The sequence below is a fragment of the Shewanella sp. ZOR0012 genome, assembly GCF_000798835.1.
GTDB classification, from domain to species: domain Bacteria; phylum Pseudomonadota; class Gammaproteobacteria; order Enterobacterales; family Shewanellaceae; genus Shewanella; species Shewanella xiamenensis.
Genome location: NZ_JTLE01000094.1, coordinates 3,781,697 through 3,796,076, shown reverse-complemented (window position 1 = coordinate 3,796,076; position 14,380 = coordinate 3,781,697). Strand labels below are relative to the sequence as shown.

General features: G+C 41.2%; 14 protein-coding genes and 1 pseudogene. All 15 read right to left on the bottom strand.

The window, feature by feature from the left end; genetic code table 11:
- Nucleotides 1–695 (bottom strand): annotated as a pseudogene (locus L976_RS18275) (hypothetical protein); the annotation flags it as partial.
- Between the two features lie 9 nt (nucleotides 696–704).
- Nucleotides 705–1,250 (bottom strand): BREX protein BrxB domain-containing protein, encoded by a 546-nt coding sequence (locus tag L976_RS18270; RefSeq protein WP_047539081.1) that lies wholly within the window; start codon nucleotides 1,248–1,250, stop codon nucleotides 705–707.
- Nucleotides 1,251–1,253: 3 nt separating this feature from the next.
- On the bottom strand, nucleotides 1,254–2,015 hold the full coding sequence (locus L976_RS18265) for a hypothetical protein (protein ID WP_047539078.1): 762 nt from the start codon (nucleotides 2,013–2,015) through the stop codon (nucleotides 1,254–1,256).
- A 96-nt stretch (nucleotides 2,016–2,111) separates the two neighbouring features.
- Entirely contained in the window at nucleotides 2,112–2,792 is a 681-nt protein-coding gene (locus L976_RS18260) for a hypothetical protein (protein ID WP_047539075.1), read from the bottom strand.
- A 304-nt stretch (nucleotides 2,793–3,096) separates the two neighbouring features.
- On the bottom strand, nucleotides 3,097–3,630 hold the full coding sequence (locus L976_RS18255; RefSeq protein WP_011622479.1) for a HEPN domain-containing protein: 534 nt from the start codon (nucleotides 3,628–3,630) through the stop codon (nucleotides 3,097–3,099).
- Between the two features lie 13 nt (nucleotides 3,631–3,643).
- The gene (locus L976_RS18250; protein WP_047539069.1) at nucleotides 3,644–5,227 is read right to left on the bottom strand and encodes a VWA domain-containing protein; all 1,584 of its coding nucleotides are present in this window, start codon (nucleotides 5,225–5,227) and stop codon (nucleotides 3,644–3,646) included.
- Nucleotides 5,220–6,749 carry an AAA family ATPase gene (locus L976_RS18245; RefSeq protein WP_047539067.1) on the bottom strand — a complete coding sequence of 510 codons (1,530 nt, stop codon included), beginning with the start codon at nucleotides 6,747–6,749 and terminating at the stop codon, nucleotides 5,220–5,222. The genes L976_RS18250 and L976_RS18245 overlap by 8 nt, the downstream gene beginning before the upstream one ends.
- Nucleotides 6,750–6,825: 76 nt before the next feature.
- On the bottom strand, nucleotides 6,826–8,322 hold the full coding sequence (locus L976_RS18240) for a sigma-54 interaction domain-containing protein (protein ID WP_047539065.1): 1,497 nt from the start codon (nucleotides 8,320–8,322) through the stop codon (nucleotides 6,826–6,828).
- Between the two features lie 177 nt (nucleotides 8,323–8,499).
- The gene (locus L976_RS18235) at nucleotides 8,500–8,694 is read right to left on the bottom strand and encodes a helix-turn-helix transcriptional regulator (protein ID WP_047540705.1); all 195 of its coding nucleotides are present in this window, start codon (nucleotides 8,692–8,694) and stop codon (nucleotides 8,500–8,502) included.
- Between the two features lie 177 nt (nucleotides 8,695–8,871).
- The gene (locus L976_RS23550; RefSeq protein ID WP_173944682.1) at nucleotides 8,872–9,018 is read right to left on the bottom strand and encodes a hypothetical protein; all 147 of its coding nucleotides are present in this window, start codon (nucleotides 9,016–9,018) and stop codon (nucleotides 8,872–8,874) included.
- A gap of 429 nt (nucleotides 9,019–9,447) precedes the next feature.
- The gene (locus L976_RS18230; protein ID WP_156143204.1) at nucleotides 9,448–10,413 is read right to left on the bottom strand and encodes a hypothetical protein; all 966 of its coding nucleotides are present in this window, start codon (nucleotides 10,411–10,413) and stop codon (nucleotides 9,448–9,450) included.
- A 23-nt stretch (nucleotides 10,414–10,436) separates the two neighbouring features.
- Complete coding sequence (locus L976_RS22455) at nucleotides 10,437–11,144, bottom strand: DUF3944 domain-containing protein (RefSeq protein ID WP_052184025.1); 708 nt, start codon at nucleotides 11,142–11,144, stop codon at nucleotides 10,437–10,439.
- 375 nt (nucleotides 11,145–11,519) lie between these two features.
- Nucleotides 11,520–11,687 (bottom strand): hypothetical protein, encoded by a 168-nt coding sequence (locus tag L976_RS23385; protein ID WP_156143203.1) that lies wholly within the window; start codon nucleotides 11,685–11,687, stop codon nucleotides 11,520–11,522.
- Nucleotides 11,688–11,761: 74 nt separating this feature from the next.
- Nucleotides 11,762–13,939, bottom strand: coding sequence for a VIT domain-containing protein (locus tag L976_RS18220; RefSeq protein WP_047539061.1), 2,178 nt, complete (start codon nucleotides 13,937–13,939; stop codon nucleotides 11,762–11,764).
- Nucleotides 13,917–14,369, bottom strand: a complete 453-nt coding sequence (locus L976_RS18215; protein ID WP_047539059.1) for a MerR family transcriptional regulator — start codon at nucleotides 14,367–14,369, stop codon at nucleotides 13,917–13,919. The genes L976_RS18220 and L976_RS18215 overlap by 23 nt, the downstream gene beginning before the upstream one ends.
- Between the last annotated feature and the right edge of the window lie 11 nt (nucleotides 14,370–14,380).

The following is a 14,380-nucleotide window of genomic DNA, read 5'->3' as shown; positions in this document are numbered from 1 at the left end:
AGGCCGGATATATGGGTGCAATGAACTCTTCTCAAAATCGTTATCGAATGTCTTGCAAACCGGATGGGTCCATATATGTGTGATAGCTCTTTTGTCCATGTATCGATGCCTTCTTTTTTCTTCGCTTTAGCTTCTACCGTTGTTTTAACTTGCTCATAAACCCCTTCCGCCTTCAACCACATCACAAACCGTGCTAAGTGGTACTGCTCTGGTAAACCTGCAGACCGGAAAATAATCCCAAGCAAAGCCAAACGAACTCGGTCTCCGGCTCCTGCACCTAATGTGCCAGATGCGGCATATAGGCCACCATTAGTGGCTGCAATGGACGATAACTTGTCGAGCTGTGATGCTATTGATTCAGGGAGATCAGCGGTTGAGCGAGCATCACTGCCATCATTTAGCTTTTGATTAGTCCACAATGTCCGTAACATTTTGGCTAAGTGCGATTTACCGGAACCATAGAAACCGCTAATCCACACTGCGGGTTGTTCACTGTTACTCTCAAACGCTGACAGATAGTTACTCAAAATTTTATCTAAACCGCGTTCGTATGCACCATCACATACGAAAGTTCTCAGCTCATATTCCAAAGTATCCAATGCACCCTTAGATACATCATCTTTAACTTGGGCAACGCCATTATTGGCTAAACGACTGTTAAGTGGATCATTGATAAAAATGTCACGGTTAAGCATGGCTATTCCTTAAGCTGTAGCAGAAATGGCTGTAGCGCGGTAACCCCAGCCGTCCTTTGCATCTAATAGTTGATAATTGTTGTTTTCAACTTCGCCAGGGAAGAAGACAACTAGGCGCCCTTCGACCTTTTCAGCAAGCGCCCCAACAATGCCTGAAACTGAAGCGAAACCAAATAACGTTCCACAGCCTAGCAGTGCAACTACTCCATCAGCCGATTGATTGGTTTCAACTTGTCCGATTAATTGTTCTGCGAGTTCATCAGCGAAATCGCCGTACAACCCTATTAGATATTCAGGGTCTTCGAAATAAACGTCTTTATAATCTTGGTCTGCCATCCAATGCTCAAATGCATTGGTCAGGTCAAGTAACATCCAAGGATGGTTATGTTTTGTTGATGCTTGTTCAAACTCTTCAACCCGCGCACGCAGTTTGAGTTCATCTTGTTTGTTATAAACCAAGAAAATAGAGCGTTCGTCACCAGATACAGCTTTGGGCCAAGGGATGCTGATATGGCTCTCAAAACTCAACAATAACTTAGATAAACGGTCAGACATGTTTTATGCCTCTGGTAGTGTTATGCGAGGGAAAGTCACTTCAACTACCTCACTTGCTTGTTTGAATTTAATCAAACCTCTCAAAGAAGCTCGATGCGCTAACTCAAATAATCGCTCTTTGTCTTGTGCCAACATCCGGCACCATTGACTATCGAACATACGTTGGCCACTTAGTCCTTCACAATGGGCTAAAAAGAGCGCATAGGCGACGTTGACGAAGCTTACTTTGGGTATCTCGCGGTATTTTTTTGCGCGCCCGGAGAGAAATCCCGCCTGGGTCCAGGTACCATTAATATTCTGAGAAAATGACTTAAGAGACGCGGGGCTAAAACGATCGGGGTCATCTTTTGCGAGAAAGGCTTCCATCTTCTCTCTAGGCAAGTGCTCGCCAGCTTCAAGCGACAGAATGACATCAATTGACGCTCGCAAAAGCGGATCTCTTGCAACGGCCAACTGCAGTGCTAGCACAGCCTGAGTATCCTCGTGCAATTCCCACCATTTTCTAAAGACACTAAACAGAAGGATTTGATTATCCAACCCATACAGGTCTACCAAGTGGCGAAATGTTAACTTACGTGATTTTTCAGTAGGCTTATGCAGAATGTTAAAACTGACAATATCACTTTCATAGTCGGCTTTAGATGCATCTTGAACACGAGAAAATAGCAGAACTTTGAGCTCCTCAATCATCATACTACGTGCGGAATGGGCACCGTTTTTGCCAAATTTGAAACCTAATTGTGCTAAATACTGCTGTTGCACCATTAATTACTTACCTTTTTAAGCTAACCAAACTGCGAGCCCATATGGTATCGCAACTTGCTATAACAGGTTGCTATAATTCACAAAAATTAGCGTAAATTACTCGCAGTCATGATCAAATAGGCATTCACTGTAATCCATTGGTACATGACCTTGCCCTCTGGCTTGGATCACCAAAGAAATGCCATCAGCAATTGAGCAACCTTCACCATTAGGGTGATTACCAATAATTGCATGAGGGGCATAGTGTCTAAATGCGGATTGGAAACGCCGCAGTAGCGCGTTTTCATCTGAGAAATCAGGCTCTCGCGCCTTTAACAAGGCATCAAAGACTTCGAGATCCATCAAGGTGCCATCTAACCAGTTAACTTCACATCGGTAACCAAACTTCCAAACTATGGGAGAATTTTTCATTGATTCCCCCATGATGTCAGTATTATTGCCCACCAAACACGAACCGATGACCACACCTAAGATATTATTTTGTTTCGCTTTAGTTTGGATAATCTTTAACGCGTTAGCCATATTCATGTTATGTAGGCGCTTACCTGCTCCGTGACATGCTATATACACGTAACAGCGGTCGTATTGTACCCTTGTGAGGTTATCAAGCGCCATTTCAAAACTTTTAGCTTCGTAGAAGTGAGAGTGAAACAGATCAAAATTCCCTCTCAATCGCTCCACCCCTTGAAAAAAGGGTAAAACACTGACTGTATTTTGGTCTGACTCAGACAACTCCCATGGAGCTTCTAAAATCAAAATTGCATTCTTTTTTTTCATTTCCCTTTGATATCCTAACGTCTATTCGCCCTAAATGGGCCACAATCTACTGTATGGCTGACTGTAAAAACATTTAACAATAAAATCAGAGCATTGAATACTTACAATTGGTATTTTTTCACGAAAGCTTTAAGCACTTTGATATTCATCACAATCAAGTTGACTTTCGCAGTATTTTTCGAGCTAAGGTAGCATGGCAAGACAAGGCTTTTACAACCAATAATGTAACTAGTTACTTACTGATTAATTGGCAATTAGTTCTATTACGGTTTGACCTTTTCCTGCTCATTTACAGTTACTCATTTTATGCTGATTCAATAGCTGAATCTGTTGTTTCTACGAGCTTTTTAAAAAAAGTCAGGCATTTTTTCATATCAGGCCTGCTTACTAAATGAGTCGCTTGTTTGTCATTAATAGACCGATGAACTGCTTCACCTCGCTTTTTTATCCATTGGTTTAGTTTGGATTTAACTTGCTCAATATCACCATCAATCCAGGTCCATTTCTCTGTCACATCTATGTATAAAAAACGCTCAAATATTCCCTTGGTATTTTTGGAGTTAGGCGTATTGAAATACCAAAGCTCTTTTTCCAGTGTCGATGTAATAAATTTTCCAACATTCGAGCCAGCCAGGGTTCTCAAATCTGCTGTCAACTTTTCCTCAATGACATCTTCGACATAGGTTTCCCAAGCGGTTAAGGTCATGATCAATGCAGCCCGCTTAAGCTCCTCAGGTTCTCTTTCCCTACCTTCAATTTTGTTTAAATGGTCATAGGCTTCTAAAATCCATTCAGCATCTTGAATTGCCTTTTCAAAATTATCTTTAGCTTTTGTCACACGTGCTCCCTTATTACTGATATACGTTATTTTGCAGGTCTAACCAACTTGAAAACTGATGCAACGGGTCACAGATCTTGTCCATCGGCGACAAACTCGACCCAATAACAATCCCATGAATACTCAATCCGCTATTATCCTTACGATGACTAATTTTACGGGTTAGTCCAGAAGACACCGCAAACTCACCATCGCTGACGAGCAATATATCTGCTTGATGCCATTTATTTTTATCACTTTGCTCAAGAGCCAAGTTAAGTGGCCCCTCTGCATCTGTACCACCACCGAATGACATGGACAGAAAAAGTATCATCCGCTCTAAGCCCTCAGCATCGGGTGTCAGCTCCATTTCTGTCACTTCTCCGCGGCTACCAAATAGGTAAACATAACAAGCACGTTTTTCGGTTTTAGCCACACTGATACATTGCAACACCAGCGCCTTGGCAACATTCTCTGGTGTTCCTTGCATGGAACCGGAAGTATCTAGACAAACAATCATTGGACCACGGTTACGATTTATTTTGAAGCCGGATTTTTCTTCCTTAACCTCTTGTTCAAATGTAACCTCTTCAGTGATGACGTCCGTGCCTTCAACAGCGTAACTGAGCAATGCATGCTCAGCTCGCCGGGCATGCCAAAGTTTTTTAAGGATTGGATGCCCCAAAAAAGCCGCTTCTTGAGGTAACATTCGACTGATTGAGTCAGAACGAGTGATCCCCTTGGTTTCCATTGGCACAAGCGGCATAGAAATCTCTTTATCGCGCCTTTTCGTTACGCTCATCTTAGAGATAATTTCTTCAATCACGGGCTCACCGTCGCAATCTTTCATGCGCCCCAGTGTTTCAATCACTTCACGCAATTGTGGGATTTGCTCGACCAGCTTCTGTAATCGCACCATGTTCATCCAACCATGGCTTTGCAGCATTCCTTTCGATAGGTCCCAACCAAGACCAGTGACCATACCTAAATCATCAAAAATCTCTGAAAGTATTTGCCAGACTTCCAACCTTTCGGCCCAAACTGATGGCAATGTAAATGGATGTTGTCCATTTACATTAATTAACTGCAACCAGGCCTCTAATTCAGCCTGGAGCTGACATTCAAGTTTTTTTGCATCTGAAAGAACAAGTGAATTTTTAAGTTTGGCTGAATTGCGTTTGATTTGGATAGCGGCGAATTCTTCTTTCAGCGCTTCTAACGCCTGCTTATATTTGATTTGAGCTAATTGCCGAGCAAGGATTAATGCTCTTGTCTGAGCACCTTCAAGAGCAGATAGTAAATCCAGTATCAAGGCATCGGTGACTTGCGGATTATTTTGACAATAAGTTGCAATACCTGAACGACTAATTACATTAACAATGTTTTGCTGAACAGCCTCAGGTAACCAAGGACAAGGTTGTGATAATGACTCTCCCGCCAACAACTGATTTCGCAATAATGCGATAGTCATACAGCGAGTAGATAAATCGCCTCCTGGTAGGGTAGCTACAGCTGGCACCAACGAATCAGGTAATAAATCAATATCAACTAACTGCCGCTCCAAACCAGCTAAAATATTAAGTGCAGGAGCCAGCTGTGTTGGTTTTTGTTCACTCACAGAGTTCACCCTCTAACACTGCATTAACTGGAATGCTAGTGTCCGACAAATCAACTTCTTGTTCCCGTGGCAAGGCTTCAAAACCTTGTTTCACTTTTACCAGACGATTGGATAATTTATGGCTGTATTCAAGGGCATTATCTAAACTCGCAATCACTTTAGAAAGCAGTTCAGGATTTAACCAAAGATGGCTTTCAAATACTGTCTTAGCATCTTCTCGCTGTTTGCTTAAAGCGTTGATGTGGTTTTTTATCAACGCAAGAATTTCTTCTACGCCAGCAACACGCCCCTTAATATGGTCTTCAGAATAACTAATTGATTCCATAACGGGTTTAAATGCTTGATTAATCATAATGGCATTTAATGAAGAGCTATAACGCCCGCGACTTGAAGTTGTCTCTTTATTGTCATAGTCATCCCAATAGAGAACTTCACCTTTAGCATTTGTTTTTTGGACTTCTCCAGAGGATTGTAATGTCTGTTTACCTTTATCATTAATAAACAGTGGCCGACCTTTGTTGTCTAATTTCTGCTTTTGTTGTGACTTATCAGCCTTTAATTTTCCTTCCCAAGTTGTCACTAAACTTGATGCACGTTCATCGGTAAAATCACCATTGATGGCTACCGCTTGATTATAGAGATCTTGCAGCCCAGAAAACTCCTCCGGCTTATTCCACAGACAATGAGGTAAAACCCATGCATCATAGTTACTCACTTGCGTCAATCCAGAGGTGAATGCTGATACCTTCATCATTTTTATCAACTTGAGCCAACGCCTGTCCGAAACGTAAATATTCTCTCGATTTAGATATGTCCGAAACTCTTTACACAATGCCAGCACAGAAGAACTCAGGGTAACCTTGTCAGCTAACTGCTGCACCTCAGCAAGATCTTCTAGCTTGAGTCGGATATTCAGCTCAGGCTCAAATTTTTCAGCTGAAAGCTGCAATAATTCACTAAATGAACTATCGGACACTGGACCGACAAAACTACGTAACATAAAGCGATCATATAAAGCAGAAAGCTCCTCACCTTCCGGTAACTCGTTACTCGCAGCAATAACCGAAATTAAGGGCACCTTGTATCGACGATTACCATTATCAAATTCTCGCTCGTTTAATATGGTTAAAAGACTATTCAAAATGGCACTGTTTGCTTTAAAGATTTCATCAATAAAAGCTACTGATGCATCAGGTAGATAACCACTAGTTAAACGAGCATACCTATCATCCTCTAATGCACGAATAGAAAGAGGCCCAAAGACTTCTTCTGGGACAGAAAAACGTGTCAACAAACGCTCAAAATAACTCGCTTCAACAAAGATATTTTTTAGCCGTTTGGCTAGTTCACTCTTTGCGGTGCCCGGAGGACCTACAAGCAAAACATGCTCACCAGCAAGCGCGGCAAGTAAAATCAGCTTAATTTGTTCCTTTCGCTCTAACAGACCAACATTCATCTCAGCCATTAGCTGTGAGAGTTTATCTTTACGTGAGAGTGGTTGTATTGCCGTTAATTGTGTCACAGTGGAGCTCCTTATGTTGAATTGCAATCCCTGGCTTAATTCAGGGTCAAACCCATATAGCGACTTTTATGCCAATTTAGTCATTGTCGTTTTCTAGGCCGAGTTTTTTAAGGCGATTATTTAAAGTTTGGTGATTGTTGTAGCCGAGTAACAACGCCGTTTTACGTTTATTCCCTGACGTAAATGCCAATCCTCGTTCTAAATAGTGCCGCTCTACTAGATCAATAATACTTTTTATATCAACACCTTTTGATATATCTCTTTCGAGAATGCTCTCACTATTTTGGAGCGTCGAAAGTATCGCCCTGCGTATATCAACGTCTTCCAATACGGCAGTTTCAGACCATAAGGCTGCCCTAAGAATCGTTGCTTTCAGCTCTCTGATATTTCCAGGCCAACGATGATTACTGATAATTTTTTTTGCAGCAGTGGAAATTTTTTTACCACCTAGAGAAGGGTATTCTTGTGTGAGCATGGCGGTAAACTGATCTGCTAGATGGTCTAAATCGCTTTGTCGAGACCTTAGAGGTGGTAAGGACAACACACCAATGGCAACCCTATAGAATAAATCCTCCCTGAACCTACCCTTGGAAACGTCAGCCATCAAGTCTCGATTAGTTGCTGTGATCAAACGAAAATTGCTGCTACGTTCTTTACTATCTCCCAAGCGAGTGAATTTACCATCTTGTAATACTCTAAGTAGCCTGACTTGAGCTGAACTATCAAGCTCGCCAAACTCATCCAAAAAAAGAGTACCTGAATGCGCCAATTCAAAAACTCCTACCTTATCTGAAACCGCACCAGTAAAAGCCCCCTTTTTATGACCAAAAAGTATTGAATCAATAAGTTCTGAGGGAAATGCGCCACAATTGACCGCAACAAATGGTTTATCCCTTCTCGCACTTGCATTATGAATTGCCCGAGCAAACATCTCTTTGCCGGTACCACTCTCACCACAAATCAGCACAGATACTTCATGCGATGCTAAAACTTGTGCCTTGGCTTTAAGTAGTAACATTTCAGGATCAAGGGTAATAATGTCATCAAAGGCAGGATCAGCATCAGAGTCCAATAGACCAAGTTGCCCAAATTCAGTAGGGGCTAGATTAGTCATCGAAGGAATATATTCAGCAGTGAGCTTAAAAGGAATTTCTACAATATTAACGCCTTGTTCTTTTGATGCTTGATAAAAGTTGCAGGCGAATCGAGTTTTACCGAGTAATATCCATACAGCCTGCATAGCAGGTGTACCCGGACTCAATAAAATAGACAGTGCAATGGTTTCACGACTAATAATGTCCAGTAGCCGTTCTGCAGCGAGGTAAATTTCTCCAAAATTAATTGGCGAGGATAAATCGGCCTTACGGGCGTTGACTGGACAACTCAGATTGCCAGTGAGTAGTTCAAGGTATGGAGTAACTAGATCCGACGGATAATTGTAAATAAGCTCAAGCCTATCAAAGGTAACATCAGATACTGTCGCCCATATAGGGCCAGTCATTTTACTCGCCTTTGATTCTAAATCGTTGCCACCAATCCAACTAACCAACACTTTTTCGTTAATTATGTTCATCCCTAAACCAATATTTAAATTTATCAATAGTAAAAGCAAACATGCCATGTTGGCTGTTGTTCGTCAGACTTGTCGCGTTTGATAATTTACAGAAAAACAACCATTTTTCAATGCATTTGAATCAATATTGCCTATTACAGCTCTTTGTTTTTCATTTTGGTTGATGTCGATTACTACCTAACAATTAATTACCCTAAAGCTTGCCAAAATCCACGCTTGTATTTCACTTTCTACCCATGCAACGGCTCTAAGGCCCAATGTCACAGCTTTAGGAAAAATACCTTTATCGACGTACTTGTAAATGGTTGAACGGGCTAAGCCAGTGCTGTCAATCACATCTTTTATTCGAATTAGCTTTTTGTTTGGTGTCATGCTGAACTCTTGGTAATGATTTCTTCCCATTACCTATGCCAGTAATTTTTAACTTTTCCCATTTTTTCAGATATATATCAATCCTGTGCATATACCGACTTAGCAACATTTGGAGGCGTTATGCACAAAGTGATCACCCTCCCCTGCGATAGCTGGTCACAAACCTCATAGCAAATCTTAGAAACCGCAGCAGGTATCGTCGCCGAACGCTTTGTGCGCGGCGATGCCTTTTGTAACCAGCATGCAACTATGGATTTTCTGCGCTTTAAGCTCCACCAGCATCAACGTGAAGTGTTTGCGGTGATGATGCTCGACAGTCAGCATCGACTGTTCGAGTTCAAGAGATGTTCTTTGGTACAATAATAGGCTTTGTTTCCTAATAGTGAAATCCAATGTTTTTCTGGTTTAAATCAGAATAATATTCCGAAGGCAGATAAACGACTGACGATGATACAAGGATTTTAAGCGCCATACTGGCGTTCAGGAAGCACTCTGTAGTTATTTGTGCTTTTAGGAAACAAAGCCACAATAATAACTAAAGCCACTTTCAACAATTATCTAGAATGCTTGTACACGATTGTGCCTTTCGCGTATGGCATAGCTATACTAAGGTTCGTTTTATTACTGGGTTATAGCTGGTTTTTCCTCATTGAATTAAGTGAATATGGTACTTGGAATAGCATCTTAAACTCAGTAAGAGCAATAGAAATGACTTGTACTATATCTTCAGAATTATGCCACTTTACGAGTGAGTTACACTGGTAAAGCAATAACCAGCTTCTCATCTTGCTGATTCAACTGCTCATTTTTACCAAGCAAAATATTGTTTTCCAATGAGTTAAGTAAGCTATTTATGTCATTAAACTTATTGGTTAACAAACGATTATTGTGACTAGATGATAAACCAGTCAATAAATTGTCGTAAGAATCTCTAGCCCATCTACGATAAGCTTGAAGCACCATGGTATATTTAGCTCCAGCAGTTTCGACTAAGGTATCCGCATGATGGTAATGACCTAATCTAGTGTAAAGAGTTGACTCAATATAAATAGCTTTGGGCATCATATCTAAAACATGAGTGATAAAATCAATTATTAAAGCTGCATGTTCTTGGGTTATGGTATTTTTACCATTTCGATTATTCCCCTGCTCGATCCACCCGATCAATTTCATCAAAAAGGTACAAAGCTCATTCCGTTGCTGCGCCAAAGTGACCAACAAAGGAGCTATAATCTCAGGTATAGGTTCATGTTCTTGATAAATACCTAGCAACTCATGTGCTGCCATTACACTACCAATATAAGACGAAAGTTTTTCAAGATAAAACAATTGATTTTGCGTTTGGATTTCGACGGCTATCTTGTCGATGGATGCTTGAATTTTTTCCAGTTTCTTCGATAAATATACCGTTTGGATAACAATCGCACCAAGAATGATTCCTGTCGATAAGCCTGCGGCAAGAAAGATACTTTGCTTAACTGCAGCGCTTGCTTTTGCAAGCTCTACTACGTTAACCCCCTCACTAAGATCTACAGTCATCTCCTTGAATGGTAAATGCTTAACAATACTCCCTGCACCATCAATTAATTTCTTGCCTTTTGACCAGTAAACAATACCCTCGCGCAACCGCATGTGACCTGACTTAATTAGCTCAATGATTTCCGGATCAACCTTGTCCCAATCTGGTACCATTATTGTTCTAATTGTATTACTTATCATTACAACTCCTTGTTTAGCAGATCTTATTTGAATGGATTATCGTTACGTCGCAGTTCTCGGAGCATTGCAATATGAATAACACAGGGTAAAGTAACGTTAACATTTGGGGCATCGGCAAATATACTAAAAATCCCACCCAATACACCCATTGGACTGTATGTCATCAGCACTCTTGGCAAAAGTGCTGCACCAACCGCTGCACCACCAAATGCCGAAGCAAGGACTCTAGATACAATAGCGAAATCTTTGCTGCTCCAGTCAAGCGCATTATCAATCTTGCATTGATAATCTTTACTCATTCTCTCGACAAATGCCGAACGATCAGCTTGCGTCATCTTGTCCAATTGCAATTTCATGACCTTAGCGACAATAGCTTTTTCAATTGCAAGAGCACTATCTTTATCTTTAGCACTGACCGAGCAGCCAATTGAACGGGCAGTATATTGCAGTAAATTGAGATAGGTTCCCCCCTTTCCGGTAATAAGATTCATCACTGTTGAATTACCAAAAGTTTGCAATTCAGCGCAGATCTCTTGCCATACTAGCGCCAAGTCATGCTTATTCTTTTTAAACCTTGGGTTAGTCGTTAGTGTCTCAGTGGTTCTAAGTTTACCAGTTTTGTCTTTAGTCAAATATTTAACAAGTGGTGTCAGTTGCTTATGAGTGCAAAGGGAAAGAAACTGTAAATCATCATCTTCCCGGTACATGTAGTTCCGCTTCACAAAATCCATATTAGTTCCCTTTTATAAACAGCTTGCATACTGACGTCTTCTTCACTACCTAATTTTTTCAGAGGGCAAATCGCTAAACGCTCAACTTTATTTTTCGCAAGCAACACCTCGGCGCAGTTAAGCTAAAAGTGGGTTGCACTCTAATCGGCGGTCAGTTCGCGATGAAACTTCTCAACCGAAATCGATTAAGGTTATTCACACTAGCCAGCGCGGCAGGCTGGTGTTGACACGAAATACTAAATTAAGCTTAAAAACCATTGGGTGGCATGGTATCTCTTTGACTTCATAACGTGAATGTTTGAGATGGGTATTTGCCAACCAAAATACAGGTTTTTACAGCCAAAAAACGAGAGGTAAATCAATTTAATACCTGTTCTATTCATCAGTAAAATCCCACCAAGGTTTTTCATTTTTCCTCTTCTCCTTATATGCCTTAAAAGCATCATAATCAGGCTTAAGAATAACGAACCTAATTACAAGCAACACAGCAATGATGAGAATCAAAGGCATGAATCGAATAAGCATTCCAACAAACAAGTCCATAGAAATGAATCCTTCGTAATAGAATGATTATAATGACTATTTAGTATATGCCGGGCGAAAAAGCTTTTTACCGTTCAACTACCAGTGAGATGCAAGGCTAGATTAGCGCGAAGATCTATCGCAATATCGGGATCGACTTGATCAATAACATGTTGTTGCTGTAACCAATGCCTTAACTTTCGACCAGTTCTTCCAGCATTAGATACTTCAAGGAATGCTAGTAGGATTTCAAACACTAGAAGTTTTTCCGGTATGTCAGGATAAAAATTCATATCAATCATCAAGATTTTCTGCAAATCAATGCCTAATGATTTAATACAAGCAAAACTCAATTCCAACGAACCATTGGACGCAGCTTTGTTGAAAATCTTTAGCCAATTGGCGATTGCAGTCATATCACTATCAACTGGTTCAGCAATATCATCTACAAACGTTACGTCCTGTTTGCGTAGAAATGCTGGGATATCAAGGCAATCAAGCACTGAACTGCTATACACTGGCGCGGCAAAACAAAGAGATACAACCCCTGCCCCTACCGAACCAAACCCCGCTTCACCGGCTGCACGAGTGTGCCTGATAGTTCGCAACTCTGGTAAACCGTCAGCTTTTTGGTCACGTACGGCGACCAACACACAGCAGGTTTGCTCACAAAGCAAACTATACTTAACGGCAATTTCCTCAGGTTTCTTGCTGCTCGACAATCTTTGGTAAGCAGCCAAACGTGATAGAGTTGCATTACCAATCCCTCGAAAATGTCTTACCGGGATTGACTGATTTTGCTTCATAATTTCAATATTCACGTAGGTTTTTGGTGATATTTCGGTCTCAGATGTGGCATAGCATTGATATCCATCACCCGTAAACAGTAACTGTTTATCAACTTGCTTATTAATTGGTATCGGCCAATGTATTTTAAGATCTGTTATCTCTGGCTGACGGCATCGTTTAAATTGTCCCACAATCGCATCTGCCATCGACTCGTTTGGGGATACATAGATGGCTGAAGCGCCAGTACTGCGCGACAATTTATTCAGAAAAGCTTCGTTTACTGCAGAACCCACGCCCACACTGAATAATCGTATATTTGCTTTTGTTGCATCCGCGATTATTGCCGCGGTATCCCACACTTCACCATCAGTGATCAGCAACATTTGCGTCGCAAATTCTGGATGCCGTCCAGTTTTGCGAGCCAAGTTTAATGCTGCTGCAATTTCAGTTCCCCCCATGTTGGCATCTAGCTGGTTGATGTATGCATGAAGTTTTGCAAGATGCTCACTATCGGCAGGAACAGGGGATGGAAACAAACTTTGTGCTTGAGACCCAAAGGAGATGATGTTGAACCAGTCTGATGGCTTGAGAAGTGTTTTAATTGCGACGAAGGCCTTACGTACCTGCTCAATGGCATCTCCGCACATTGAACCTGAACGGTCAACAATAAACTGGAAGCACTGAGCTGACTCATTGTGGTTATCTGAGGATGGTAATAGCAGGTTGGCGCAGTACTGCAACCCAAAAGCACTCTTTTCAACTAGAATTTCGCCAGTAAATGAAGGTAATGCTTCTAGTGTAATTATGATGTCCCTATCAGGAATAACCCTATCCCCTGATAAAATTAAAGAATTCTCTTCTCGTTTTACTGTTAATGAATGACTTGGACTGGTAACTAATGAGGAAGATAATTCACCATTAACCGTCAGATTAAATGTTAAGCGTGCGCCATTATCTAGTGTGTGCTCAATCTGTTGATAATCTTGTAAATTTGCTGATCGCTGATGTCCGTAACGGTCACCAATTGTACACGGAAAATAAAACCGCAGTTTACGGTCTTGCCAGTTCAGGACTTGGGCATATTGAATAGAAATGGTAACGTCATCATTAGGTAGCAAATTACCAACATTGAGACAATATAACCCATCATTCAACCGCTCCAGTAATACTGCACTGTCACCTTCTGCTATGGCACCTTCGTATTTATCAGTTCCGATAGCTTTTGGCGTCACTTCACCTGTGAACTGACGCTCACCAATCGCCATAGATAACCCTAAAATGACCGCATCTAGTGGTAACGTAAATGAGAATATGGCTTCAATAGGGCAAGTTTCACGATTTACAAATTCGTGAACCAATTCGACTTCACTGATAGCTCCATTCAGTTGCGCATTAACTAAACTGTGCTTTAAAACAATGTCATGATTAAACCCAAATCCTTCAGAATTACCTAGCGCTATGTTATTCATCACATTGTTGTTCATTTTCCACCCCACCATTATTTTTAGGCAAAGAGCACTGCATAACCTGCTGATAGCTACTTACCATTGCAGGAACTAACATCCTTAACTGCTCACTACTCACACCTGCCACAACTGGGTCAATCATTAGTGTCAGCCCTTGGCCCAGATACAAATGACTAATTACACGCATGTCCCCTGCTTTGGGTTGCATATCAGGCAACTCAGGTTCATTTGCATAATTCAGTAATTCTTGAATTCGCTCTAAAGACAGCCCCGCACTTTGCCAACGTTTAATTTTTAGCAATTGCTCAACATGTTCTGTGTCGTACCAGGCTCCACGACCAGCGCCATGAGGCCCTTTAATCAGCCCCTTTTGCAGATAAAACCTGATCGTTCTAACTGGAAAGTCGAGCAATCTTGCCAGATCGCTGATGCCATATTTTTCTTGCATCCTGTACCTCC

Bases quoted from the DNA above. Each gene is read 5' to 3' on its own strand.
- L976_RS18215 (WP_047539059.1), bottom strand. From the start codon at position 14,369: ATGCAAGAAAAATATGGCATCAGCGATCTGGCAAGATTGCTCGACTTT.
- L976_RS18230 (WP_156143204.1), bottom strand. From the start codon at position 10,413: ATGATAAGTAATACAATTAGAACAATAATGGTACCAGATTGGGACAAG.
- L976_RS18235 (WP_047540705.1), bottom strand. From the start codon at position 8,694: ATGACACCAAACAAAAAGCTAATTCGAATAAAAGATGTGATTGACAGC.
- L976_RS18270 (WP_047539081.1), bottom strand. From the start codon at position 1,250: ATGTCTGACCGTTTATCTAAGTTATTGTTGAGTTTTGAGAGCCATATC.
- L976_RS23385 (WP_156143203.1), bottom strand. From the start codon at position 11,687: ATGGACTTGTTTGTTGGAATGCTTATTCGATTCATGCCTTTGATTCTC.
- L976_RS18220 (WP_047539061.1), bottom strand. From the start codon at position 13,939: ATGAACAACAATGTGATGAATAACATAGCGCTAGGTAATTCTGAAGGA.
- L976_RS23550 (WP_173944682.1), bottom strand. From the start codon at position 9,018: ATGCTGACTGTCGAGCATCATCACCGCAAACACTTCACGTTGATGCTG.
- L976_RS18265 (WP_047539078.1), bottom strand. From the start codon at position 2,015: ATGGTGCAACAGCAGTATTTAGCACAATTAGGTTTCAAATTTGGCAAA.
- L976_RS18260 (WP_047539075.1), bottom strand. From the start codon at position 2,792: ATGAAAAAAAAGAATGCAATTTTGATTTTAGAAGCTCCATGGGAGTTG.
- L976_RS18240 (WP_047539065.1), bottom strand. From the start codon at position 8,322: ATGAACATAATTAACGAAAAAGTGTTGGTTAGTTGGATTGGTGGCAAC.
- L976_RS22455 (WP_052184025.1), bottom strand. From the start codon at position 11,144: ATGGATTTTGTGAAGCGGAACTACATGTACCGGGAAGATGATGATTTA.